Source organism: Nonomuraea sp. NPDC050022, from assembly GCF_044460705.1.
Classification (GTDB): Bacteria; Actinomycetota; Actinomycetes; order Streptosporangiales; family Streptosporangiaceae; genus Nonomuraea.
Window position 1 is genome coordinate 182,519 of record NZ_JBITKE010000004.1, and the last position, 24,241, is coordinate 206,759.

Below are 24,241 nucleotides of genomic sequence, written 5' to 3' on the forward strand. Positions count from 1 at the left end.
CGCCGTGTCCACGTTGACGATCTTCAGCTCCCTGCCCGCCCAGGCCACCGACGCGCCGGCTGCCGAGCGCGCCCATCCGATCCCCGCCGTGCTGGGCGCCGATCTGGAAGTGCCGGTCAAGGGCGGCAGGCTGGTGACGTACGCCAACCTCGACTACGCGGCGAGCGCCCCCTGTCTGGAGCCGGTCAGTGCCGCCGTCACCGCCGCGCTCCCGGCCTACTCCAGCGTGCATCGCGGCGCGGGCTACGCCTCCCAGCTCACCACCGCCCGCTACGAGCAGGCCCGCCACACGGTCAGGGCCTTCGTCGGCGCCCGCCCCGACGACGCCGTGATCTTCACCCGCAACACCACCGACGCGACCAACCTGCTGGCCCGCTGCCTGCCCGAGGGCACGACCGCGGTCGTCTTCGACACCGAGCACCACGCCTCGCTGCTGCCCTGGAAGCGGTCCGTACGCCTGGCGCCGCCCGCCTTCCCCGGCGAAGCCGTCCGCGCCGCCGACGAGGCGCTGGCCGGGATCGACGGCCCCAAGCTGCTCGTGGTCACCGCCGCCTCGAACGTCACCGGCGAACTCTGGCCCATCGCCGCCCTGGCGCACATCGCGCACCGCCACGGAGCCCGCATCCTGGTGGACGCCGCCCAGCTGGTGCCGCACCGGCGGCTCAACCTGACCGCGCTCGACCTCGACTACGTCGCCTTCTCCGGGCACAAGCTCTACGCGCCCTTCGGGGCCGGGGTGCTGGTCGGCCGCCGCGACTGGCTCTCCTCGGGCGAGCCGTACCTCAAGGGCGGCGGCGCCGTACGCTCCGTCGACGAGGACATCGAGTGGCACGAGGACGCCGAGCCTCGTCACGAGGCGGGCACCCCGAACGTCCTGGGCGCCATCGCCGTGGCCGCCGCCTGCGACGCGCTCAGCGCGACCGGCTGGACCGCTCTGGTACGCGAGGAGGAGCGGCTCATCGCCCGGCTCCGGTCCGGACTGGCCGCGATCGAGGGCGTGCGCGAGCTGTCGCTTTGGGGGCCGGACCAGCCGCGCGTGGGCATCGTCTCGTTCGTCGTCGACGGGCACTCGGCGCGCGAGGTGGCCGAGGTGCTGTCGGGCGAGTACGGGATCGGCGTACGTGACGGCAAGTTCTGCGCGCACCCGTTCGTCCGGCACCTGCTCGGCACCGCGGACGGCGGCTGTGAGGACGACACGGCGTCCGCGGTCCGCGCCTCGATCGGCATCGGCACCACGGAGGAGCACGTGGACCGCCTCGTAGACGCCCTCCGCGACCTCGCCGCCCGCTGAGGTCACGGAGGCGGCACGAGGCGGCACGACAGTCGCCGCGTCGCCGCCCGCTGAGGTCGCACGATGGCCTTCTCGCGGCCCGCTGAGGTCAGGCGCTCGGCGAACGTCCGCGCGACGGCTCGTCGATGTTCCTCATGTCATCGTCCCGGGCGGCCGGTTGCACCGGCATGGGGGCGGTGCCCGCCTCCGATGGGGCCTCCGGCCTGATGGAGGTGGCCGGCGCGTGGCCGGCGAGATCCTGCTCGGCCGCGCGGCGCTCGGCGCGCCGCCGGTAGCTGTTGTGCAGGATGCCGTCGATGCCGAGCCGGCCACCGCCCACCGCCACGAGCAGCAGGCAGGCCACGGCCAGCGCGCCGGCGAGCTCCCAGCCGCCGTTCTGCACCAGTACGCCGTGGGCGCCGTGGACGAAGATGATCGCGCCCAGCATGTCGACCACCAGCCCGAGGGCCGCCAGCCGGACCAGCAGGCCGATGATGAGCAGAATCCCGCCGACGGTCTCGACGAGGATGGCGAACCCGGCCGAGAGCTGCGGCAGCGGAATCCCCATCTGGTTGAAGGCGGCGGCCGTGACCGGTATCCCGATCTGCATCTTCTGCCACCCGTGGATCACGAAGATCACGCCGATCGCCACCCGCGAGATCAGAGCGGCAAGATCGAAAAGAATTCTTTGCACGGTTTTCTCCCCCCGTTCCCGACGTTCCTCCCCTGTCCAGTGGGCGGAATGCACCGATATAGGATTCCTTGACCTCTTCCTGTGCTGGATCACCACGACTGCCGGTGGCAGCATTGCCATATGACGGAACGCGTGGTCGGGATCGGCGTCGGGGCGAAAGAGCTGGCCACCGAGGACATGATCCTCAACATCGGCCCGCAGCACCCGTCGACGCACGGGGTGCTCAGGCTGCGGCTCACCCTCGACGGTGAGCGCATCGCCACGGCCGAGCCGATCATCGGCTATATGCACCGGGGCGCGGAGAAGCTGTTCGAGGTCCGCGACTACCGGCAGATCATCATGCTGGCCAACAGGCACGACTGGCTGGCCGGGTTCGCCAACGAGCTGGGCGTGGTGCTGGCCGCCGAGCGCATGCTGGGCATGGAGGTGCCGGTACGGGCCGTGTGGGCGCGTACGCTGCTGGCCGAGCTCAACCGGGTGCTGAGCCACCTGATGTTCCTCGGCTCGTACCCGCTGGAGCTGGGCGCGATCACGCCCATCTTCTACGCCTTCAACGAGCGCGAGCGCATCCAGGCCGTGATGGAGGAGATCTCCGGTGGCCGGATGCACTACATGTTCAACCGGGTCGGCGGGCTGAAGGAGGACCTGCCGTACGGCTGGCTGGACCGGGTGTCGGAGACCGTCGCCGAGACCCGGCGCCGGGTGCCCGACATCGAGAATCTCATTCTCAACAACGAGATCTTCCTGGCCCGTACCAAAGGCGTCGGCGTCCTGACCCGCGAGCAGATCCTGCAGTACGGCGTGAGCGGCCCCATCGCCCGCGCTTCCGGCGTCGACCTCGACCTGCGGCGCGACCAGCCGTACCTGGCCTATCCCGAGCTGCCGGTGAAGGTGGTCACGCGCGGCGCGGGCGACTGCCACGCCCGCTTCGAGATCCTGCTCGACCAGCTCAGAGTCTCGCTGGACCTGGCCGACGCGTGCGTCGACCGGCTGCGCTCGCTGCCGCCGGGCCCCATCAACCAGCGGCTGCCCAAGGTGCTCAAGGTGCCGGAGGGCCACACGTACGCCTGGACCGAGAACCCGCTCGGCATCAACGGCTACTACCTCGTGTCCAAGGGGGACAAGACTCCATGGCGGCTCAAGCTGCGCTCCGCGTCTTACAGCAACATCCAGGTGCTGCGGGAGATGCTGCCCGGCCATCTGGTGGCCGACATGGTGGCGATCCTCGGCTCGATGTTCTTCGTCGTGGGTGACATCGACAAGTGACCGACGTCGCGACTCCGCAGCGGGACAAATACGTCGACTGGCTGCGCGCTCTCAGTCTGATCGTGGTGGTGGTGTGGCACTGGGCGTTCACCATCCTGCAGTGGAAGCCCGAGGGGCCCGAACCGACCAGCCCGCTCGGCTTCACCTCGGGGCTGTGGATACTCACCTGGCTGCTTCAGGTGCTGCCGCTCTTCTTCTACGTCGGCGGCCACGTGCACCTGCTGTCGTGGAGCCGCGCCCAGGCCCGCGGCATCGGCATCGGCCGGTTCGTCTGGCGGCGCATCCGCGCGCTGGCCGCCCCCGCGCTCGTGCTGTCGGGCGTGTGGCTCACCATCGGCGCGGTCGTGACCTGGGTGTTCCATGTCGAGTGGATGTGGCGGGTGGTGCTGCTCGTGCTCAGCCCGCTCTGGTTCCTCGGCGTCTACCTGGTGCTGATCGCGCTGCTGCCCGTGGCGTTGTGGCTGCACCGCCACTACGACGTGCTGGCGCTCATCTGGCTGGGCGGCGCCGCCCTGGTGATCGACGTGCTCCGCTTCCGGTACGGCGTCGAGTGGGTCGGCTGGCTGAACATGATCATCGTCTGGGGACTGGCCCACCAGGCCGGCTTCTTCTACGACCGGATCGTCATCCTGCCCAGACGCTATGACGTGGGAGTCCTGTGGACCGGGCTGTTCGCCCTGTTCGGCCTGGTCTACTCGGGCATCTATCCGGGCTCGATGGTCGGGGTGCCCGGCGACAAGTGGTCGAACATGGCGCCGCCCACCTTCGTCATCGTGGCGCTGCTGCTCTTCCAGATCGGCCTGGTGGAGGTGTTGCGGCCGTCGATGGAGCGCGTCCTGGAGAAGCCCGGCTGGCGCCGGGTCAACGGCACCATCAACCGCTATGCCCTGCCGCTGTTCCTCTTCCACACCACGGGGATGGCGATCGCGCTGGGCCTGCTGTGGTGGTTCTTCGGCACGCTCGGCGGCGAGGTGCCACCGGACCTCAGATGGTGGCTGGAACGCCCGCTCGCCATCCTGGGCCCGCTGATCTGCACCCTCCCGGTCATCTACCTCTTCGGCCGCAAACGAGCCCCTGTCGAACGAGTGCCTGACAAGAGTTGACCATGGCCGCTAGCTTGGGGCCATTACGGCCGACATCGGGTTCCTGGCTACCTGGCCGCCTGGTGATTCGCGGCGCCGTCTACCTGGGCCGCTGATCCTCCGGGTCCTTCGGGATGCGGCAGGCGTGTTCCAGGAAGAGGGCGGCGGCGATCAGCACCACGAACGCCAGCAGCGAGCCCACCGCGATGAAGAACTCGAACCTCGGCGTCTCCCTGGTGAACAGCTGGACCGTGTGCAGGACGAACCCACCGAAGACGCCCGCGAACACCGCGCCCACATAGGCCGACGCCTTGCCCAAGGCCGCCAGCCGGGCCACCGCCAGCGGCTCGACCGGCTTGGTGTCAGGTTTGCGGTCGATCCGGGCCTTCGTCACCCACCCGCTGTAGGCCTCCCCGAGGGCCAGCAGCAGGACGGTGGGGATGGCGGTCCACGGCACGATGGGCAGGTCGGCGTAGAACTCCCTGACCACCATCCAGGCGACCAGCGCCACGACGACGATGATGCCGACCAGCAGGCCGGGGCGAGTGGGCCTCAATCCGGACTCTGGAGCTTGAGGTCAGCACGCAGCCGTACGCCGCTCTGGTCGAGGTCCGTGAGCAGGTCGGCGACCTGACCCTGGCCGGGCAGCACGCCGGCGGGGTCCACGTCCGCCCACGGGACGAGGACGAAGGCCCGCTCGTGCGCGAGCGGGTGCGGCAGCGTCAGGTCGGGGTCGTCGGAGACCGTGTCACCCACGACGATCAGGTCGATGTCGAGCGTGCGCGGGCCCCAGCGTTCGTTGCGCTCCCGCCCGAAGGCGTTCTCGACGCCCTGCGCCCGCTCCAGCAACGCCTGCGGCTGGAGCGAGGTCTCGGCGATGACGATCGCGTTGAGGTAGGGGCGCTGCCCGGCGGGGCCGCCGACCGGGTCGGTCTCATAGACGGGCGAGCTCGCGACGAACTCCAGCCCCGGTGCGTCGAAAAGGGTGTCGATGGCGTCCTGCAAGGTCTGGAAGCGCCGTCCGAGATTGCTACCGAGAGACAGTACGACGTTCACGTGCTACTCCTCTCGCTCACGTTCATTCGCGACTCCGTTGAATGGTGACGACCACGTCGTCGAACGGCAGCGGGATCGGTGCCGCGGGCTTGTGCACACTCACCTCGACCGACTCCACCAGGCCGGCGGCCAGGCACACGTCGGCGAGGCGCTGCGCGAGCGTCTCGATCAGCTCGACCGGCTCGCCTTCCACCACGGCGACCAGCGCCTGGGCGAGCTCGCCGTAGTGGACCGTCTTGCCGAGGTCGTCGGAGGCGGCGGCGGGGGCGGTGTCGAGGAACAGCGTCGCGTCGACCACGAACTCCTGCCCGAGCTCACGCTCGGCCGCCAGCACGCCGTGCCGGCCCCGGGCCCGCAGGCCCTTCAGCGCGATGCGATCAGACCTCAAGCTCGCCTTCCTCCTCGTCGTCGTCACCCTGGAGCACCGGCGAACCGTGATGCATCCACAGCCGCCAGCCCTGCGCCGTGCGCACGTAGACGTTACTGGCCACCACCTTGCCGGCGGCGAAGCTGGATTCGCCCTCCTCGCCGGCGGTGAGGATGTTCTCGACGCAGGTGAGCACGGCCACGTCACCCAGCACGGTGGTGTTGACGTCGGTCAGCACGAACTGGATGTAGGTGGTGTTGGCCATGATGAGCGCCCAGGAGCGCAGCACCTCGGACCGCCCCGAGAGCAGGGTCCAGCCCGGATGTACGCAGCTGACCTGCTCGTCGGCGGAGTCCTCGGCCCAGATCTCGGTCATCTTGTCGAGGTTGGCGTCCTCGATCGCGAGATAGAAGTCCTGGTTGACCGTCTCGATCGCGGCGGTGTCGACACTCATGTGTTGGCTCCGGGTCTCTTCCATGCGGCGGCCACGCGCACGGCATCGGCATTGGGACCTACTTCGTGCACTCGTACGCACCAGGCACCGGCGTGCGCGGCCAGCGCTGTCACGGCCACCGTGGCGTCGTCACTGCCGCTGAACGGGCGCGGCGTGCCGTCGGCGTCGGCGAGCAGCCGCCCCAGGAACCGCTTGCGCGAGGCCCCGATCAGCAGCGGATAGCCGAGCTCGGCCAGCTCCCCCATCCCGGCGAGCAGCTCCCAGTTGTGCGCGGGGTTCTTCGCGAAACCCAGCCCGGGGTCGAGCACAATCTGCTCCTCGGACACGCCCTCGGCCAGCACCAGGTCGACCCGCTTGGCGAGCTCCTCGCGCACCTCGGTCACGACGTCGTGGTAGACGGCCCGGCGGTCCATGTCATGGCTGTGGCCGCGCCAGTGCATCACCACGTAATCGACGCCGGTGGCGGCCACCACGCGCGGCATCTCGGGATCGGCCAGGCCGCCGCTCACGTCGTTGACCAGCCTCGCCCCCGCCTCCACCGCCGCCTTGGCGACCTCGGCCCGCATGGTGTCGACGCTGACCGCCACTCCCTCGGCGCTGAGCGCGCTGATCACCGGCACGACGCGGGCCAGCTCCTCGTCGAGCGGCACTCTGGCGGCGCCGGGGCGGGTGGACTCGCCACCCACGTCGACGATGTCGGCTCCCTCACCGACCAGCTCCAGTCCGTGCCGGATAGCGGCCGCCTCGTCGAACCACAGGCCCCCGTCGGAGAACGAGTCCGGCGTGACGTTGACCACGCCCATGACGAGGCACCGCGCCTCTGCTCCGACAACCATGCCCCAAGCCTAGGCGGTCATGGTTGATGGGGTCTGTGGAGGGTGCCCACACGCAAATAACAATCCGATCAGTGCCATAGGCTCGTTGACTGGTGCTTATCAGGGCAGGGTCAACATCATCGGCTCGCTGACTCCTGCCTGTCAGTGCAGGATCAGCGCCCTGGGCTTACCGGCTGGTGCTTATCGGTGCAGGATCAGCGCCATCGCCTCGGCGCGGGTCTTGTCACTCGTACGGAAATCGCCGCGCACCGCCGAGGTCACCGTCTTCGCGCCCGGCTTGCGAACACCGCGCATGGTCATGCAGAGGTGCTCACACTCCACCACCACGATCACCCCGCGCGGCTCCAGCACGCGCATCAGCGCGTCGGCGATCTGCGAGGTCATCCGCTCCTGCACCTGCGGGCGGCGGGCGAAGACGTCCACCAGGCGGGCCAGCTTGGACAGCCCGGTCACCTGGCCGCGCTCGTTGGGGATGTAGCCCACGTGGGCCACCCCGTGGAAGGGCACCAGGTGGTGCTCGCAGGTGGAGTAGACCTCGATGTCCCTGACGAGCACCATCTCGTCGTGGTCGACGTCGAAGACCTTGTTGAGCACGCTCTCCGGCGTCTGTCCGAGGCCGGAGAACTGCTCGGCGTAGGCCCGGGCCACCCGAGAGGGCGTGTCGAGCAGGCCGTCACGGTCGGGATCCTCGCCGATGGCGTAAAGGATCTCGCGGACGGCCTTCTCGATCCGGCCCAGGTCTACGTCTTGCGAACTCACGCACTGTCTCCAGAGGGCAGGGCGTCCTGGTGACTGGCAGCGGCGAGCGAGCCGTTGGCCGACTGCTCCTTCGGGGTCAGGATCGGCGGGCGGTCCGAGGGGAGCCGCTTGCCGTAGCCCGCGTAGGACGGGCGGTGCTCCTTGACCACGACTGAGGCGAAGACCTCCAGCACCTGGTCGCGGGAGAGCGTCTCCTTCTCCATGAGCTGCAGCACCAGGTTGTCGAGCACGTCGCGGTATTCGACCAGGATGTCCCACGCCTGGTCGTGCGCCGTCTCGATCATCCGGCGGACCTCCTCGTCGATCGTCGAAGCGATCTTCTCGGAGTAGTCGCGCTCGTGGCCCATCTCCCGGCCCAGGAAGACCTCGGCCTGGCCGGAGCCGAACTTACGGGCGCCGAGCTGCTCGCTCATGCCGTATTCGGTCACCATGCGACGGGCGACCGCCGTGGCCTTCTCGATGTCGTTGGAGGCGCCGGTGGTGGGCTCGTGGAAGACGAGCTCCTCCGCCGCGCGACCGCCGATCAGCATCGCGAGCTGGTCCATCATCTCGGACCTGGTGGCCAGGAACTTGTCCTCCATCGGCAGCGTCATGGTGTAACCCAGGGCGCGGCCACGGGACAGGATCGTGATCTTGTGGACCGGGTCGGAGTTGGGCAGTGCGTGCGCCACCAGCGCGTGACCGCCCTCGTGGTAGGCGATCATCTTCTTTTCCTTGTCGGACATGACCCGCGACTTGCGCTCGGGTCCTGCCATGACGCGGTCGATCGACTCCTCGAGGATGTCCATCGAGATCAGCTTCTTGTCGGCGCGCGCGGTGAGCAGCGCCGCCTCGTTGATCACGTTGGCCAGGTCGGCACCGGTGAAGCCGGGCGTGCGACGGGCGATGACGTCGAGGTCCACCGCCGGCTCGAACGGCTTGCCGCGACCGTGGACCCTGAGGATGCCCTTGCGGCCCTCCAGGTCGGGGCGGTCGACGGTGACCTGGCGGTCGAATCGGCCCGGACGCAGCAGCGCCGGGTCGAGGATGTCGGGCCGGTTGGTCGCGGCGATGAGGATCACGCCGCCCTTGACGTCGAAGCCGTCCATCTCGACGAGCAGCTGGTTGAGCGTCTGCTCGCGCTCGTCGTGACCGCCGCCCAGGCCCGCGCCGCGGTGCCGGCCGACGGCGTCGATCTCGTCGATGAAGATGATCGCCGGTGCGTTGGCCTTGGCCTGCTCGAACAGGTCGCGGACTCGCGAGGCGCCGACGCCGACGAACATCTCGACGAAGTCGGAGCCGGAGATCGAGTAGAACGGCACGCCGGCCTCACCCGCGACCGCGCGGGCGAGCAGCGTCTTGCCGGTGCCGGGCGGGCCGTACAGCAGCACGCCCTTGGGGATCTTCGCCCCGATCGCCTGGAACTTGGCCGGGGCCTGCAGGAACTCCTTGATCTCCTGGAGCTCCTCGATGGCCTCATCGGCGCCCGCGACGTCGGAGAAGGTGGTCTTGGGAGTGTCCTTGGTGATCAGCTTCGCCTTGGACTTGCCGAAGCTCATGACCCGCGAGCCGCCGCCCTGCATCTGGTTCATGATGAACAGGAAGATGAGGACGATGAAGACGATCGGCAGGAAGCTCACCAGGATGCTGACCAGGAAGTTCTCCTGGGGCACCTCGGTGGTGAAGCTCTTGGTCGTGCCCGCCTGAACCTGCGCCTGCAGCTCTTCGGTCAGCTTCGGCCCGTAGCCGGCGACCCAGTCAGACTGGATCATGTTGGTCGCCGTGTCACCCGGCTTGACCGAGATCGGCTTGATCAGCGTCAGCTCGATGCGCTGATCCTTGTCGACAATCTTGGCGTTGCTTACATTGCCGGTGCGAATCTGCTGGAGGACTGTGGACGTGTCGGCCTGCTTGAAGTTGCCGCCGCCGCTCCAGAGCTGGGTGACGAGCAGGAGCAGCACGACGATGCCCAGGATCCACAGCAGTGGCCCACGTGTAAATCGCTTGAGATCCATCCGATGCGGAACCCCTTGCGGGCCCGTCCCTTCCTGACCATGGCCTGGAACCCCGGGAATTCCCGGGGCCGCGGCATCCGACGCCGCGACTTCTGACTACCCGAAGGGGACGCTTGGTCACCCTCCCGGAGTCAGAAGGTACACCGGGGAAGCGCGCGGAGGGACCGCCCGCTACACCGGTCTTGCCCTACCAACGTACGTCAGGTGGCGCGGTGTTCCCGGCGGCTACTTGTAAACATGGGGAGCCAAGGTGCCGATGAAGGGGAGATTGCGGTAACGCTCCGCGTAGTCGAGGCCGTAGCCGATGACGAACTCGTTGGGGATGTCGAAGCCGACGTACTTGACGTCGATCGGCACCTTGACCGCGTCGGGCTTGCGCAGGGCGGCGCAGATCTCCAGCGAGGCCGGGTTGCGCGACTTGAGGTTTTCCAGCAGCCAGTGGAGGGTCAGCCCCGAGTCGATGATGTCCTCGACGATCAGCACGTGGCGGCCCATGATGTCGGTGTCGAGGTCCTTCAGCACCCGCACGACACCGGACGACTTGGTGCCCGCGCCGTAGGACGACACGGCCATCCAGTCCATCTGAACGGGCACGTGCAACGCTCTGGCCAGGTCGGCCATCACCATGACCGCGCCCTTCAACACGCCCACGAGCAGGAGCTCCGTGCCCGCGTAGTCGGCGTCGATCCGCCCGGCAAGCTCTTTCACCTTGGCCTGGAGCTCGTCCTGGGGAATCAGGACTTTCTCGAGGTCCTTGCCCATATCGGCAGCGTCCACCTGTGGTTCCTTACGGGATGGGACTGATGGCGAGTATCAGGGTGTCATACCGCCGCACAGCGACCAGACCCCCGGGTAGATCCACGGCCTTCTGCCCGCGCCACGCCGTGATGAGCCGGTCGACGGCGCGCACGTGGGTCGCGGAGAGGGCTCCGGACGGCGTTCCCGCCGCGATGGCCGCCCGCCGGAGGATCCGCCGCCTGACGGCGTCTGGGAGGCGTTCCAGCTCGGGTACGGACAGCGTCACCGAACCGGTGATATCGCTTAGAGCGCAATTCTGATAGGCCGTGTCGGCCCATTCGTCAAGGGCGTCGGCGTCGTCCCGGGCGAGATCGGCGGTCCTGGCGAGCGCGTCGGCCACGCCGGGCCCCAGCTCCGACTCCAGCAGCGGGAGCACCCTGGTCCGTACCCGTACGCGGGTGTAGCGGGGATCCTCGTTGTGCGGATCGTCCCAAGGGCTGAGGCCGAGCGCCGCGCACGCGGCGACGGTGGTGGCACGGGAGAGGGACAGCAGCGGCCTGCGGTAGCGGCCGGTCACCGGGGCCATGCCGGACAGCGATCTGAGCCCGCTCCCCCTGGCCAGGCCGAGCAGCACTGTCTCGGCCTGGTCGTCCCTGGTGTGGCCGAGCAGCACGGTCGCGGCCTGGAGCCGGTCGGCCGCCTCGGCGAGCGCGGCGTAGCGGGCGTCTCTGGCCGCCGCCTCCGGGCCGCCGGATGTGCCGACGTCGACGGTGAGAATCTCGGCCTGGTCGAGCCCCAGGGCCGGGGCCAGCGCGGCCACCGTCTCGGCGCGGGCGGCGGAACCCTCCTGGAGCTGGTGATCCACCGTCAGCAGCCCGGCCTTCAGGCCCGCGCGCGGCGCGACGAAGCCGAGCGCGGCGGCGAGTGCGAGGGAGTCGGCTCCCCCGCTGCACGCCGCCAGCACGAGCGCGCCGTCACCGACGTCGGCCAGCGCCTCACGGACGGCCCTTCGGACGTCCGCGACGGCCGGGTGCGGGCCCATGACGAGTCAGGCGGGCAGGGCGTTGCTGCCGATGACGCGGCGTACCCAGGCGCTGGGGTCGGTGATCTCGGGTGTCGTCGGCAGGGTCTCGGGCGAGGTCCAGACGCGGTTGAAGCCGTCCATGCCGACCTGGTCCACCACCGCGCGGACGAAGGCCGAGCCCTCGGCGTACTGCTTCATCTTGACCTCGATGCCCAGCAGCCGCCGGACCGTGCGGTCGAGGCGCGAGCCGCCTTCGCGGCGATGGGCGAACTTGGCGCGGATGTCGGCCACCGACGGCACCACCGAGGGGCCGACGGCGTCCATGACGTAGTCGCCGTGCCCTTCGACCAGCGTCATCACGGCCGTGAGCCGGTCGAGGATCTCCTTCTGGCCGGGCGACTGGATGGCGTCGATGAGGTTGCCCTCGCCGCCACGCACCACGTCGGCCACCGTGTCGGCGGCGGTGCGCAGCCGCTCCAGCAGCGTGCCCAGATCGAGGTCGGAGGCCAGCAGGAACTCGGTCATCTGCGAACGGATGTATTCGCGCAGCCACGGCACCCCGGTGAACTGCACGCGGTGCGTCTCCTCATGCAGGCACACCCAGAGGCGGAAGTCATGCGGGTCGACGTTCATCTCGCGCTCGGCGTGCACGATGTTGGGCGCGACGAGGGTCAGACGCCCCGCCGGCTCGCGGCCCGTCGGGTCCGGCGGCAGGAACAGCTCATATTGGCCGAGCACCCGCGAGGCGAGGAAGGCGAGCACGGCGCCCACCTCGACGCCGGTGATGCGGGAGCCCACTGCCGTGACGATCGCCGGCGGCGGGTTGGCTCCGCCGCCGACCCGCTCGGTGAGCGGTTCGAGCACCACGCGGAAGCCCTCGACGTTGGCCTTGATCCAGCCGGGACGGTCGACGATGGTCGCCGCCTGCGGCGCGGTCTCAGTGTGAATCTTGGTGAACTCGCGTACGTGCCCCTCGGCCTCACGCGACAGCGCGCGGAGCTCGGTGACGGCCTGCCTGGCCTCCTCCCGGCTCACCTGAGGACCGGGGCGCACCAGGCGCGTGCCGGTCGTGACGGCCAGATCCCAGTCGATCACCTGCATACCGTCCACCGTACGTGCTTCTCGTCCAGCCCGCGAAGACCCGCCATCAACACAGCGTTAGGAACGCGCGACGATGGCGGCGAGTCGGTCCAGCACCGGCTCGGCGGTGCTCGGGACGCGGTCGGCCAGGAAGGCGAAAGTGACCAGGCGCCCTTCCTTGGTGGTGGCCATGCCGGCCAACGTGTTGACGTTGTTGAGGGTGCCGGTCTTGGCGCGTACGAGGCCGACCTGGCCCTTGCTGTCGCCGCCGGTGAAGCGTTTGCCGTTGCCCAGGGTGCCGGAGAACCCGGCGATCGGCATGCCGGAGGCGATCGGGTGCAGGTCGGGGTGGGCAGCGGCGGAGGCGACCGCGATGACTCGGGCCATCGCGTCGGCGCTGATGCGGTTGCGCGCGGACAGGCCGCTGCCGTCGAAGACCTGTACGCCCTTGGCCGCGCCGAGCCGTTGCAGCACCCCGACCACGGCCTTGGACACGCCCTCGAAGGACGCCGGCTGCCCTTCCTTGATGGCGACGTGCCTGGCCAGCGCCTCGGCCAGGTCGTTGTCGCTCAACGTCAGCGTGTGCTCGACCAGCGCGTAGAGCGGCGCCGAGTCGACCCGGCCGAGCTCGGCGGCCCCGGCGGGCGCCTTGCCCGGTCGTACGGACTTGGCGACGCCCACGCCGTACTTGGTCAGGAGCCGGGCGAACGCGGCGGCGGCGTACTGCGGCGGGTTGGACACGCGCGGCTGCCTCGCGGCGGGGTCGCGCCGCCCCTCGTCGATCGCCAGCGCGTAGACCGGCGCCACCTCGCCGTCGGGCACGTAGCCCGGCTTCCATCCGGGCGCCAGCGTGGAACCGGTGAACAGGGAGGCGTCGTAGGAGAGCGTGACCTTGGTGACGCCCTTGGCCTTCAGGGCGGCGGCGGTGCGTGAGGCGAGCGTGGCGAGCGACGCCTGCTTGGGATAGTCCTGGGACTTGGCCGACGGCCCGGCGAGCGTCGGATCTCCGCCGCCCACCAGCACGATCGAGTTGGCCGACTGGCCCTGCGTCACCCGGGTGGACAGACGGGTGTCGGGGCCGAGCGCGGCCAGCGCGGCCGTGCAGGTGACCAACTTTGTGGTGGAGGCGGGAGTGATGCCGACGTCGGGATTGGCGGCGAATACCTGCTCGCCGGTGGCGGCGTCGAGGACCACCGCGCCCACCCGAGCGCCCAGCGCTTCGTCACCCAGGGCGCGGGTGAGCTGCTGGGTCAAAGTACGCTTAGTAGTGAGAGGTCCGTCTCCGGCCCTCACCTGGAGTTGGGCCAGCACCGGCCCCGCGGTGACCACGGAGACGGGGGGAGACCCTTGAGGAGACGGTGTCGGCTCGGTCGGTGACGATCCCCTCGTCAGCGCGCCCAGGCTGAAGTCGTTGGTCATCGCATAGAGGCCGATGACGATGGTCAGCACCTGGAGCATGGCGAGAGTGGTCAGCATCACCCACCGCTCGTGCCGCGCCACGTCGCCTGACCTCTCTCCTGGTGTTCGCCTACGAGACATTAACGCCCACTCGGCGTGAGCGGAGGAACCGCGGTGGAGTTCGACGTTGTCGTTGAGATTCCCAAGGGACAACGGAACAAGTATGAAGTGGACCACGAAACCGGTCGCATCAGGCTTGACCGGCTGCTGTTCACCTCTACGCAGTACCCCGCCGACTACGGCTTCATCGAGCACACCCTCGGCGAGGACGGCGACCCGCTCGACGCGCTGGTGCTGCTCCAGGAGCCGACCTTCCCGGGCTGTTACATCAGCTGCCGCGCGGTGGGGATGTTCCGGATGACGGACGAGAAGGGCGGCGACGACAAGGTCCTGTGCGTCCCGGCCACCGACCCGCGGATGGAGCACATTCGCGACATTCACCACGTGCCGGAGTTCGACCGGCTGGAGATCCAGCACTTCTTCGAGGTCTACAAGGACCTGGAGCCCGGCAAGTCCGTCGAGGGCGCCAACTGGGTGGGCCGGATGGAGGCCGAGGTCGAGATCAAGCGCTCCTTCCAGCGCGCCAAGGATGAAGGCCACAGCTGACTGAGTAGGTCACTGAGGCCGGGTGGCACCCACCAAGTCCCCTCGCCACATTGAGGCGACCCGCACCACGTCGCCGGTCTGTGGCGCGTGCACCATCAGCCCGTCGCCCACGTACATGCCGACGTGGTGGATCGTGCTCGGGTCGCTGGTGACGTAGCCGAAGAACAGCAGGTCGCCGCGGCGCAACTGGTCGAGCGGCACGTGCGGACCCGAGGTCCACTGCGTGCCGGTCCAGTGGTCCATGCCGACGCCCGCCTGCTCCCATGCTCGCATGGTCAGGCCCGAGCAGTCGAAGCTGTCCGGGCCATCGGCCGCCCACACGTACGGCTTGCCGAGCTGGGTCAGCGCCCAGTTGGCCGCGACGTCGCCCATGAGCGAGCCGGACGCGAGCAGCCCGTGGCTGAGGCGCGCCTGCGCCAGCGCCGCCTCCCGCCGCCTGGCCAGCAGGTTCGCGTGGGTGCGCGCGGCGTCGACCCGCCGCTGCCACGCGACGCGCTCGGCCTCCAGCCCTCTGGTCTCACGCCTCTGCGCGGCGACGGCCGCCTCCGCGGCGACCTTCGCCTGCCTGGCCCGCTCGGACACGGCCTCGTGCTCGGCGTACGCGTCGGCCGCCGCGCTCCGCAGGATGGCGGAGACCTCCTGGGCGTCGCGCATCCGGTCGAGCACCGCGCCCTGCTCGCCGCTGAGCTGTTCCAGGACGCTCGCCCGGTGCAGGAATCCGTCGGTGTCGCCGATGTCGGTCATCATGCCGAGCATCGGCGTGATCATGTCGAGCCCGCTGTAGCCCTGCGCCGCAAGCAGCGCGACGGGCGCGCGGGCCTTCTCCACCTCGGCGTCGGCCAGCGCCAGCCGGGCCTGGGCCTGGTCGCGGGCCCGCCTGGCGCGTTCGAGGTGGACGAGCTCCCCGTTGTACGCCTCCACCAGCCGCTCCGCCCCGGCCGCCAGGTCGTCGAGCCGTGACTGGGCCTCGGCGAGCCGCGCGCTCGCGGTGCCCAGTTGCCGCGTACGATCCCGTACGGCGTGGCGGGCCTGCATCACCTTCCGGCGGGACGGCCCGGGAGCCGCGTCGGCCGGCGGGCACAGGGTGACGACCAGGCAGACTGCCATGAGTCCGGCTCTGATGGCGTGCATAGTGCACACAGTTCCCGCCTGTCACTCTGTGTAATCCTGGTCACTTTCGTAACATCGTCAACGCAGGCGGAACAGGCGCTCTATCCACGGCCGCACACCCACCGGGATCGGGCTCGTACCCCGGGGATAGGTGAAGACCGGCGTCTGCGTCCCGTAGGCGGCGTGCAACTCGGCCGCCCGGCACCAGTCGGCGCCCGCCCGAGCCGCGGCCCAGGCGGCCGCGATGGCCGGGCGGGACTCCGGATGGCGGTCGAAGGTCTGGTAGAGGGTCATCGTGGCGGCGGCGGCCACCGACCCGTCGCCGGGGTAGGCGGTGCCCGCCAGGTAGGGGGCGGCGACCCGGCCGCCGTGGCAGGTGCCGAGCGCCCAGGTCCAGTTGGCGAGCACGAGGCCGAGCACGGGCTCCGGCACCGCGGCGGCGGCCGCGTACAGGCGCTCCTGGCGCTGACCTGTCAGGCGGCGCGAGGACCAGAGCCAGCCGAGCTCGGCGGGCGGGCCGCCGGGCGGCTCGCTCCCGGAGAGCCAGGACAGGACGGCCAGGCCGCGGGCGGTGCGCAGGCGGCACAGTTCGAGGACGTCCCGGAGCATGCGGGGGCCCTGATCGAGCCAGGTGGGCCAGGCGACGTGATGGCTCCTGGCCATCAGCTCGGCCCGCTCCTCGCTGACCGGCAGGGGGCAGACCCGGCAGCCCAGTTGAGGGTCCTCGCGCAGTTGGTACGCCTCCATGCAGGGGCCTCAGCCGGCCGGGACGGTGGCGGGCGGCGTCGCGGTCGGCGTCTGTGCCGGCGTCTGGCCGGGTGTCTGGGCCGGCGTCTGTGCCGGTGTGATGACCGGCGGAGCGACCGGCGTCTGGGTCGGTGTCGCGGCGGGCGTCGGAAGGTCGTTGGGGCGAGGTGTGCGGGAGTGCTTGTGCGGGTGTCTGCCGGGCTGCTTGTCCGGCTCCCTGCCCGGGTGCGCGTCCGGCTCCCCGGGCTCGGCGGACTGGTGGTCGGGGGTGGGGGTGACCTGGTCGGACTGGGGCTCGGGTGTCTCCGGGGCCCTGGACGGGGCGGAGCTCGCCGGGTCGCCGATAGTGGGCACGGTGCCCGTTGACGGCGTCGCCGTCGGGGGCAGGGCGCCCAGCGGGACAGTGGCTGTGCTGTCCAGGATGGGCTCGACGCTGATCCGCGGGTCCTGGGGCTCGGGCTGCCAGGGCAGCCTGATGCCCGGCGGCTCGCCCGGCGCGGGGAAGGCGGCGGACGCGACGCCCGGCACTCCACCCTCGATCCGGCCGAACTGCTGGAAGATCATCATTATCGCCACCACGGTCGCGGCCGCCGCCATCGCGCCAGCCAGCGCCTGAGGCCACCTGCGAGCGTTCTTGCGCGGGGCAACGGGAAACCCGGCGGCGTCCAGCGCCCCCGAGCGCCGGGCCACGTAGCGGCGGTAGGGCTGGAGCTCGGGGTCGGCGAAGCAGCTCATCACCCTGACCGCGAGCGACTCCGGCAGCGGGATCCGGGGCAGCAGTTCGAAGACCTTGGCCGCCGACACCTGGCGCGTGCGGTGGGGAGAGCAGGTCAGACAGCCCGCGAGGTGCCCCACCAGCCGCGCGCGCGTCTCTGGCGTCAGCCTGCCGGAGAAGCCCTTGAGGATGCCGGCCCGTGCCGCGCAGTCGTAGGGGCTCTTCCTGGCCAGCAGCTCCGCCGTGATCGCGTCACGCAGTCGTTCGCGCGCCTCCTCCTGGGCCGCCTCGACATGGCGCGCCGCGACCCCCAGCACCGCGGCGAGCTCCGGGGTGGGCAGCTCGTGCCTGGCCGACAGCTCCAGCACCTCACGGTCGTCGTGGGACAGGCTCTGGATCGCGTTCCAGGCCACGACGCGCAGGTCGGCGTCGGCCGGATTGTCCGGAGGCGGGGCCTGCGCCAGGGCCTCGTCGGCGTTCGGCGGCTCGGCCATCCGCCGTCGCAGGCATTCGGCGCGGGCCAGGGCGTACAGCCATGGGCGCAGGCGGCCGGGATCGGCCAGGGAGCCGGCGTGGGCCTCCGCCGCGATCATCGTGTCGCGGAGCGCCACCTGGGCGCCGTCGGAGCTGAGGAGAAGGGACCAGCAGTATCTGTGGATGCCCTCGGCGTAGGCGTCGTAGAGCGCGGCGAGGGCACCCGGGTCACGGGCGCGGAGTGACTCGACCAGGGCGTGGTCATTCATATGACTGAAGGTAATGGATTAGTAACTAGTAGTTCCACTCCTTCTGTGGGAATGAATGCCTTGCCGACGGCGCTCCGCTGAACGAATTTGTGGCGCTCGGCCTGGTTTGCAGCGAATGGCCGCTCCGCCCGATTTATCGGCTTATTTGATTGATATTTGATGAGCCATTCACTGCTGGTGCTCGGTCATGGCCTGACTGCCGCGGTCTATCGCGAACGGCTCGGTGGTCGGCTTGATCGTGTGCAGCGGCACCGCGCCGCCCAGCGCCAGATCCTCGAAGGGGCGGCCGGTCGAACCCCAGGTCCGGGCGGTCACATCGGTCTTGGCCACCACGCTGCCCGCAGGCAGGCCGCCCACGGTCAGGATGAAGCGCGGTGGGCTGCCCGCCTTCACGTCGTCGACGAACGTACTGCCACCGCCGAGCAGTTTGCCCGCCTTGTCGCGCAGCAACACGTTCACCACCAGGCTGCTGGCGGGCAGCTGATAGGGATTGTCGACATAGCCGGTAATAAGATAAGAACGGTCCTTTTGCCGGAGCGTCTGCACCCGCGAAACGGGAAACTCCTTGAACGCCGACGCGATGCGAGCGGCCGGCCGCCACTGGGCGGGGCGATAGTCGATGGTCACCTTGGCCGGCTTCTGGGGCGCGTTGACCTGGCCGGTGAAGGCCAGCGAACCGCCCGGCGGCACGGCGTCGAGCGACTGGTCCATCCGGACCACCTCGGTGCCGGCGACGTCACGCCCGACGATCGTCGCCACCACGTGCTCGCCGAAGTGCCACGGGTTGGCGTTGGTGAGGATCCCCGCCCAGTTCACGGCGTAGCCGTCGGACGACTTGACGACGTTCGACACCTGCTCCTTGAGGACGAGGGGCTTGAGCTGCTGTTTGGACGGTTCCTCGCTGGAGCACCCGGCTAGGCAGATCGCCCCGAGTGCGAGGAGGCTGACGGTTCGGCTACGCGGGATCACTTTGCCGTGATAGCCGGTCTATGGGCACGGCAGGGGCGGGACACGCGCCTGCCGTACCAACTCTTTATGGAGCTCTTTAACGCGTTCAGCGGGGACGGACGACCCTGGCCTCATCCCAGACCGGTTCGGAAGCCTCGTAAACGGTGCCATCCGCGCCGAAGACCAGGAAGCGATCGAAATCCGCCGCGAACCAGCGGTCGTGCGTGACCGCCACCACCGTGCCCGCGAACGCGTCCAGACCCGCTTGGAGCGCTTCGGCGCTGGCCAGGTCGAGGTTGTCGGTCGGCTCGTCGAGCAGCAGCAGCGTCGCGCCGGACAGCTCCAGCAGCAGGATCTGCAGCCGCGCCTGCTGACCGCCCGAGAGCGTGTCGAACCGCTGCTCCGCGATCTGCCCGGCCAGCTCGTAGCGGGCCAGGACCTTCATCGCTTCGTTCTTCAGCCTGGCGTGCTCGGTCATGACGATCTCCACCGGAGAGCGACCCAGCAGGTCGGGCCGGGCGTGCGTCTGGGCGAAGTGACCCGGGACCACGCGGGCGCCGAGTCTGGCGACGCCGGAGTGGCCGATCTGCTCGCCCGCGAGCAGCCGCAGGAAGTGGGACTTGCCCGAGCCGTTGGAGCCGAGCACGGCGATGCGCTCGGCGTACCAGACCTCCAGGTCGAACGGCCGCATCAGGCCGGTCAGCTCCAGCCCCTCGCAGATGACCGCGCGCTTGCCCGTGCGACCGCCTTTGAGGCGCATTTTGATGTTCTGGTCGGCGGGGGCCTCCTCGGGCGGCCCCGCCTCCTCGAACCTGCGCAGCCGTGTCTGAGCCGCGTGGTAGGCGGGGGCCATGCCGTCGTTGTACCTGGCCTTGTTCTTCAGCATGATGACCAGGGCCTTGAGCTTGGCGTGCTCCTCGTCCCAGCGCCTGCGCAGCTCGTCCAGCCGCTCGTTGCGGGCCTTGCGGGCCTCCGCGTACGTGGCGAACCCACCACCATGGATCCAGATATTTCCGGACTCGACGGTGACGATCCGGTCGGCCGCGTTGGCCAGCAACTGCCGGTCGTGACTGACCAGCAGGACCGTCTTGGGAGTCTCCCTGAGCGCCTGCTCCAGCCATTCCTTGCCCGGCACGTCGAGGTAGTTGTCGGGCTCGTCGAGCAGCAGCGTCTGGTCCGGTCCGCGGAGCAGCGCTTCGAGCACGAGCCGCTTCTGCTCGCCGCCGGACAACGTCGCCACATCCCGATATTTCACGTTGTCGTACGGCACACCGAGCGCCGCAACCGTACACGTGTCCCAGAGCACCTCGATGTCGTAGCCACCGGCGTCGGTGTAGTCGGTGATGGCCTGCGCGTAGCGCATCTGCGCCTTCTCATCGTCGCGCTCCATCATCACCAGCTCGGCCCGCTCCAGGCGCTCGGCCGCCTCCCGCACGGCCGGCGGAGCGACGCTGAGCAGCAGATCATGCACCGTGCTCCCATCACGCACGCTGCCGATGAACTGCCGCATCACCCCCAGCCCACCAGAACTGGCCACACTCCCCGCCACGGGCTGCAGATCCCCGGCGACGAGCCGCATCAACGTGGTCTTGCCCGCCCCGTTGGGCCCGACCAGCGCGGCCTTGACGCCTTCGCCGATCCGGAAGGACACGTCGTTGAGCAACGGCCGCCCGTCGGGCAGTACGTATGTCAGATGTCCTACTTCGACGTGCGCCACGGCGATTCCCTTCGCAATTCCCCCGCGCAGGGTACCTACCGAGAACTCTGCACAGCACCTCCTTTTCCTCCCCGGCCTGGCGGCGCTTCGCGCGGGACATCTAGGCTCTTCGGAGGTGACGGCATGAGCTGTGTTGATCGCATAGAGTGATGGACTTGCTATAGATGCATAGTACTATGCATCTATGAGGCCAATCCCGCCTTTGCTGTTGCCTCTCCTTCGCTCTAACGCTGTCGGTGAGCTGCTCGCCTGGTTGTACCTCCACCCGGAGAAGGAGTACTCAACCACCGATCTCGCCGCATGTACCGGAACGTCGCAGTCGATGGTGAGCCGAGAAGCGGACCGGTTCGCCGCGGCCGGCCTGATCCGGGAAAGGCGGCATGGCAACCTTCGCCTCATCCGCGCCGACACGGACACGATCATCGCGAAACCCCTCACCGATCTGCTGATCGTGACCTTCGGTCCGGCCGCCGTACTGCCCCCACTGCTCCGGCCCATCTCCGGTATCGACGAGGCGTACATCTACGGCTCCTGGGCCGCTCGACACGCCAACCAGCCGGGACCACCGCCCCAAGACGTCGATGTCCTCATCGTGGGGTCAGCCGACGAGGACGAGCTCTATGACGCGGCGCGAACAGCCGAGCGGACCCTCGGCCGCGAAGTGAACATCACCCGGATCTCATCGACGTCATGGACGAGCGACACGCCCGACCCGTTCATGGCATCTCTACGGGGCAAGCCCCTTCATCCCCTGATCCAGAAAGAGGACGGTCCATGAGATGGATGCAAGGCCGCCCGGCGCGGCGGGCGGGAACGGCGTTTCACGCCAGGGCGATAAAGCACCTCAGCAGGGCCAGCACGCCATATCTGAACTACTTCAGATATACTGAACCCATGGAGACGAAGAGGTTTTCGTACAGCGCATTTCTTCGCGGCCCATCGAAGATCCTCCCCTCGCTGGACAACGCCGACGTCATCCTTGAGCGGCGCGACGACGAGGACCTCATCTTGATGCGGGCGGAGCGTTTCGAGGCGGGAACCGCCAGCTTGCGCGTCGCCGCACGTGCGCTGGCCATCGTCGCTCGCCGTAACGTCGGCCTGGCCGAGGAGGTTCTTGCCGAGGAACTTCCCTGGGTCACCTGGCTGCCCGACGCCGAGCGCAGTGAATGCGTACGTGAACTGCTGGACCACCTGATCGCGGGAGCGGACACCGGCGAACTGCTGCCGTTCGGCCGCGCGCTGGCCTCCTGGCGATCTACGGCCGTCGTCTGGAGCGATCCGCAACTCGCCCGCGAACTCCAAGGCCCCTTCCCCGGCGATGGGCCAGAAGTCCCCCGCCCGACCAGCGAGTCATGATGGCAGGCCGAGGTGACGATGTTCCCCGGCCTCACCCATGGCGAGTACGGTTCGCCGACCGACGCGCAGCCGAAGGTTGGGGTCATCTACTCGCCCAAGCCCGGGAGAACCTCGACCGAGCCTGGGTTGCCATCACCAGTGATCCACGACATGTTGACAGTCGCCAGCACCCCCTCAAAGGCGCTCTGGGCATCGTGAAGGTGGGCGGCGACTCACTGGAGCAATGGCAGTACGAAGCCACATCGGGGGGTCGCGTATGGTACGCGATCGACGACGAGGGCCGCACCTTGTGGATCACCCGCGCGGGGACCGGGCACCCGAAGCAGACTGACTCACGGCGCGGCTGACCGGAGCCAGGCCGGTTAATGCTTGTTGCCGTGGGTCTTACCGAGCTTGGCCGCCTGCTTGGCTGCCTTCTTCGCCGCCTTCTGAGCTGCTTTCTTGGCTGCCTTCTCCGCCTTCTTCAGCGCGGTGGCGGTCTTGCTGGAGGAGGTGACCGGGGCCGGGTTGGGGCGGATGTCGGCTCGTACGCGGCCGTCGGATGTCTCCGTGAGTCGCTGGCGGGACACGGCGTGGGCTTGCGGGATGCTGGTCAGCTCGAATGCCAGGTCCGGTGCGATGTCGGCAGGGGTGCTTTGAGCGGGGGTGCTTTGAGCGGGGCTGCCGGGGACGGCGTTCCACCAGGAGCCGGTGGCTATCACGCTGGCGATCAAGGCGGCGATCAAGGCCGTCTCGCGCCAGCGCTCGGTGATCAGACGCCGCATCGCCTCTGACCGCCGCAGCGCGGCCGATCGCCGCGCTGCTTCCGACTGTCGGACCACGCCTGACCGCCGGACCATGCCGGACCGCCACATCACGCCCGACTGTGGCATCGCCACCCACCCCGGCGTCGAGCCTGACAGTGACATCGTCCCTGACCGGGGCATCGTCCCTAAACGTGGCATCGTCCCTGAACGTGGTCCCGACCATCGCACCAGCCCTCGCGCCGTCTTCAGCGAGCGCGGGCCCGGCCGCGGGCGAAGGTGGGGGTGGGGGTGAGGGTGGGGGTGGGGGTGGGGGTGCGAGCGCCGGTCCGCACGCGGGTCCCGGTCCGCACGCGGATCCCGGTCCAGGTCCAGGTGCGAGGCCGGGCCCAGGTTCTGGTCCGGGCCCGGGTAGTGGTGCGGGGCCGGGCCCAGGTGCTGGTGTGAGGCCGGGTCCGCGTGGTGGGGCTCATCCGGCAAGTACGAAGCACGGCCCCCGGAGTACGACAGCCCCGCGAGGCCAAGCTCGCCTCGGGTGGCCACTCGCAGGAGTTGGTCGTGGGCGCGGGCCACATCGCTGCGCTGGTCGGGGTCCTTGTCCAGCAGGCCGGCGATGACCGGAGCGAGCGGGCCGGCCAGGTTGAACGGATAGGCGGTGGTGGTCAGTATCGCGGTCAGCGTGGCCGTCTCGGTGCTGCGGCCGAAGGGTGAGTGGCCCTCCACAGCCGTGTACAAGGTGGCGCCCAGCGACCACAGGTCGGCCTGTGGTGTGGACGGGTCGCCGCCGGCCCGTTCGGGAGCGATGTAGGCAGGGGTGCCGACGACCATGCTCGTCCGGGCGACCCGGGACTCGTCGTCCACGGTGGTGGCCAGGCCGAAGTCGGTCAGGACCGCGTGCCCGTCGTCGGTGAGCAGGATGTTGGCGGGCTTGATGTCGCGATGCAGCACCCCGACGGCGTGAGCGGCGCGCAGGGCGTCCAGGAGTTCCAGGCCGATGCGGGTGACGGTGGCCACGGGCAGCGGGCCCTGCTCGGCGATCACCTGGGCGAGGCTGCGGGCGGGGACGAGCTGCATGACGATCCACGGGCGCTCGTCGACCAGTACCACGTCATAGATGGCCGCAATGTGCGGATGGCTCAGCCGGGCGGCGATGCGGGCCTCCCGCATCGTCCGGCCGATCAGCTCCTCGTGCTGCGGGCCGACGATGGTGACCTCTTTGACCGCGACCTGGCGATCCAGGAGCTCGTCATGAGCCCGCCAGACCCTGCCCATGCCGCCCCGGCCCAGCTCGGACAGCAACCGGTAGCGCCCGGCCAGCAGCCATCCCTCGTAGCGCGCAAAGGACATGGGGGCGGGTTACCCGATCATCCTCACGTCATGCCCGGAAAAAGCCACAAGATGGCTACGAATCCCCGGAAACCACGCCTTCCACAACATTTGGATCATTGCCCCGTGAGGCCCTAGACACAAAGTGATCA

Annotated in this window: 24 protein-coding genes; 6 read left to right on the forward strand and 18 right to left on the reverse strand. The window is 69.3% G+C overall.

The features are described 5' to 3' along the window. Nucleotides 1-4: 4 nt before the first annotated feature. Nucleotides 5-1,291 (forward strand): aminotransferase class V-fold PLP-dependent enzyme, encoded by a 1,287-nt coding sequence (locus ACIBO2_RS17370; protein ID WP_397297848.1) that lies wholly within the window; start codon nucleotides 5-7, stop codon nucleotides 1,289-1,291. Nucleotides 1,292-1,379: 88 nt separating this feature from the next. Here the strand turns inward: ACIBO2_RS17370 and ACIBO2_RS17375 are convergent, their stop codons facing one another. Beyond that, entirely contained in the window at nucleotides 1,380-1,964 is a 585-nt protein-coding gene (locus tag ACIBO2_RS17375; RefSeq protein ID WP_358533568.1) for a DoxX family protein, read from the reverse strand. Nucleotides 1,965-2,084: 120 nt separating this feature from the next. Between ACIBO2_RS17375 and ACIBO2_RS17380 the strand changes: the two genes are divergently transcribed. After that, nucleotides 2,085-3,230 (forward strand): NADH-quinone oxidoreductase subunit D, encoded by a 1,146-nt coding sequence (locus tag ACIBO2_RS17380; protein ID WP_357938789.1) that lies wholly within the window; start codon nucleotides 2,085-2,087, stop codon nucleotides 3,228-3,230. Next, nucleotides 3,227-4,333: an acyltransferase gene (locus ACIBO2_RS17385; RefSeq protein ID WP_358533571.1), complete on the forward strand. Its 1,107-nt coding sequence runs from the start codon at nucleotides 3,227-3,229 to the stop codon at nucleotides 4,331-4,333. The genes ACIBO2_RS17380 and ACIBO2_RS17385 overlap by 4 nt, the downstream gene beginning before the upstream one ends. Nucleotides 4,334-4,412: 79 nt before the next feature. Here the strand turns inward: ACIBO2_RS17385 and ACIBO2_RS17390 are convergent, their stop codons facing one another. From ACIBO2_RS17390 to dacB, 11 genes are all read right to left on the reverse strand, one after another. Next, nucleotides 4,413-4,868 carry a DUF3180 domain-containing protein gene (locus ACIBO2_RS17390; RefSeq protein ID WP_358533573.1) on the reverse strand — a complete coding sequence of 152 codons (456 nt, stop codon included), beginning with the start codon at nucleotides 4,866-4,868 and terminating at the stop codon, nucleotides 4,413-4,415. Beyond that, a complete protein-coding gene (gene folK / locus ACIBO2_RS17395; RefSeq protein WP_358533576.1) occupies nucleotides 4,865-5,368 on the reverse strand; it encodes a 2-amino-4-hydroxy-6-hydroxymethyldihydropteridine diphosphokinase in 504 nt (167 codons plus the stop codon). The genes ACIBO2_RS17390 and folK overlap by 4 nt, the downstream gene beginning before the upstream one ends. A 22-nt stretch (nucleotides 5,369-5,390) precedes the next feature. Next, complete coding sequence (gene folB / locus ACIBO2_RS17400; protein WP_357653924.1) at nucleotides 5,391-5,756, reverse strand: dihydroneopterin aldolase; 366 nt, start codon at nucleotides 5,754-5,756, stop codon at nucleotides 5,391-5,393. Beyond that, nucleotides 5,746-6,189, reverse strand: a complete 444-nt coding sequence (locus ACIBO2_RS17405) for a nuclear transport factor 2 family protein (protein ID WP_214641971.1) — start codon at nucleotides 6,187-6,189, stop codon at nucleotides 5,746-5,748. Before ACIBO2_RS17405 ends, folB begins: the two co-directional genes overlap by 11 nt. Continuing rightward, the gene (folP, locus tag ACIBO2_RS17410; RefSeq protein WP_358534814.1) at nucleotides 6,186-6,992 is read right to left on the reverse strand and encodes a dihydropteroate synthase; all 807 of its coding nucleotides are present in this window, start codon (nucleotides 6,990-6,992) and stop codon (nucleotides 6,186-6,188) included. The genes ACIBO2_RS17405 and folP overlap by 4 nt, the downstream gene beginning before the upstream one ends. A 213-nt stretch (nucleotides 6,993-7,205) precedes the next feature. Next, nucleotides 7,206-7,784, reverse strand: coding sequence for a GTP cyclohydrolase I FolE (gene folE, locus ACIBO2_RS17415; RefSeq protein WP_358533581.1), 579 nt, complete (start codon nucleotides 7,782-7,784; stop codon nucleotides 7,206-7,208). Further along, nucleotides 7,781-9,778: an ATP-dependent zinc metalloprotease FtsH gene (gene ftsH / locus ACIBO2_RS17420; RefSeq protein WP_358533583.1), complete on the reverse strand. Its 1,998-nt coding sequence runs from the start codon at nucleotides 9,776-9,778 to the stop codon at nucleotides 7,781-7,783. Before ftsH ends, folE begins: the two co-directional genes overlap by 4 nt. 225 nt (nucleotides 9,779-10,003) lie before the next feature. After that, complete coding sequence (gene hpt / locus ACIBO2_RS17425; RefSeq protein ID WP_225293318.1) at nucleotides 10,004-10,555, reverse strand: hypoxanthine phosphoribosyltransferase; 552 nt, start codon at nucleotides 10,553-10,555, stop codon at nucleotides 10,004-10,006. Nucleotides 10,556-10,565: 10 nt separating this feature from the next. Continuing rightward, a complete protein-coding gene (tilS, locus tag ACIBO2_RS17430) occupies nucleotides 10,566-11,558 on the reverse strand; it encodes a tRNA lysidine(34) synthetase TilS (RefSeq protein WP_397297853.1) in 993 nt (330 codons plus the stop codon). A gap of 6 nt (nucleotides 11,559-11,564) precedes the next feature. Beyond that, entirely contained in the window at nucleotides 11,565-12,641 is a 1,077-nt protein-coding gene (locus ACIBO2_RS17435; protein ID WP_358533589.1) for a zinc-dependent metalloprotease, read from the reverse strand. A 57-nt stretch (nucleotides 12,642-12,698) separates the two neighbouring features. Further along, on the reverse strand, nucleotides 12,699-14,120 hold the full coding sequence (gene dacB, locus ACIBO2_RS17440) for a D-alanyl-D-alanine carboxypeptidase/D-alanyl-D-alanine-endopeptidase (protein WP_358533592.1): 1,422 nt from the start codon (nucleotides 14,118-14,120) through the stop codon (nucleotides 12,699-12,701). A gap of 72 nt (nucleotides 14,121-14,192) precedes the next feature. Between dacB and ACIBO2_RS17445 the strand changes: the two genes are divergently transcribed. Further along, a complete protein-coding gene (locus ACIBO2_RS17445) occupies nucleotides 14,193-14,684 on the forward strand; it encodes an inorganic diphosphatase (RefSeq protein WP_225293326.1) in 492 nt (163 codons plus the stop codon). Between the two features lie 9 nt (nucleotides 14,685-14,693). Here ACIBO2_RS17445 and ACIBO2_RS17450 read toward each other — a convergent pair whose 3' ends face one another. The 5 genes from ACIBO2_RS17450 to ACIBO2_RS17470 form a co-directional block, all read right to left on the reverse strand. Then, on the reverse strand, nucleotides 14,694-15,815 hold the full coding sequence (locus ACIBO2_RS17450; RefSeq protein WP_397297856.1) for an NlpC/P60 family protein: 1,122 nt from the start codon (nucleotides 15,813-15,815) through the stop codon (nucleotides 14,694-14,696). A 57-nt stretch (nucleotides 15,816-15,872) separates the two neighbouring features. Next, nucleotides 15,873-16,541, reverse strand: a complete 669-nt coding sequence (locus ACIBO2_RS17455; RefSeq protein WP_357938768.1) for a hypothetical protein — start codon at nucleotides 16,539-16,541, stop codon at nucleotides 15,873-15,875. 9 nt (nucleotides 16,542-16,550) lie between these two features. Continuing rightward, complete coding sequence (locus ACIBO2_RS17460) at nucleotides 16,551-17,999, reverse strand: hypothetical protein (protein ID WP_397297858.1); 1,449 nt, start codon at nucleotides 17,997-17,999, stop codon at nucleotides 16,551-16,553. 168 nt (nucleotides 18,000-18,167) lie between these two features. Continuing rightward, nucleotides 18,168-18,968: a hypothetical protein gene (locus ACIBO2_RS17465; protein WP_358533599.1), complete on the reverse strand. Its 801-nt coding sequence runs from the start codon at nucleotides 18,966-18,968 to the stop codon at nucleotides 18,168-18,170. An 85-nt stretch (nucleotides 18,969-19,053) separates the two neighbouring features. Further along, the gene (locus ACIBO2_RS17470; RefSeq protein ID WP_358533601.1) at nucleotides 19,054-20,664 is read right to left on the reverse strand and encodes an ATP-binding cassette domain-containing protein; all 1,611 of its coding nucleotides are present in this window, start codon (nucleotides 20,662-20,664) and stop codon (nucleotides 19,054-19,056) included. A 184-nt stretch (nucleotides 20,665-20,848) separates the two neighbouring features. Here ACIBO2_RS17470 and ACIBO2_RS17475 point away from each other — a divergent pair, with 184 nt between their 5' ends. Beyond that, nucleotides 20,849-21,442 carry a MarR family transcriptional regulator gene (locus ACIBO2_RS17475; RefSeq protein ID WP_397297863.1) on the forward strand — a complete coding sequence of 198 codons (594 nt, stop codon included), beginning with the start codon at nucleotides 20,849-20,851 and terminating at the stop codon, nucleotides 21,440-21,442. A gap of 116 nt (nucleotides 21,443-21,558) precedes the next feature. After that, the gene (locus ACIBO2_RS17480) at nucleotides 21,559-22,020 is read left to right on the forward strand and encodes a hypothetical protein (RefSeq protein ID WP_358533606.1); all 462 of its coding nucleotides are present in this window, start codon (nucleotides 21,559-21,561) and stop codon (nucleotides 22,018-22,020) included. Between the two features lie 362 nt (nucleotides 22,021-22,382). On the opposite strand, the gene ACIBO2_RS17485 is transcribed toward ACIBO2_RS17480, so the two are convergent. Then, nucleotides 22,383-24,110, reverse strand: coding sequence for a serine/threonine-protein kinase (locus ACIBO2_RS17485; RefSeq protein ID WP_397297865.1), 1,728 nt, complete (start codon nucleotides 24,108-24,110; stop codon nucleotides 22,383-22,385). Between the last annotated feature and the right edge of the window lie 131 nt (nucleotides 24,111-24,241).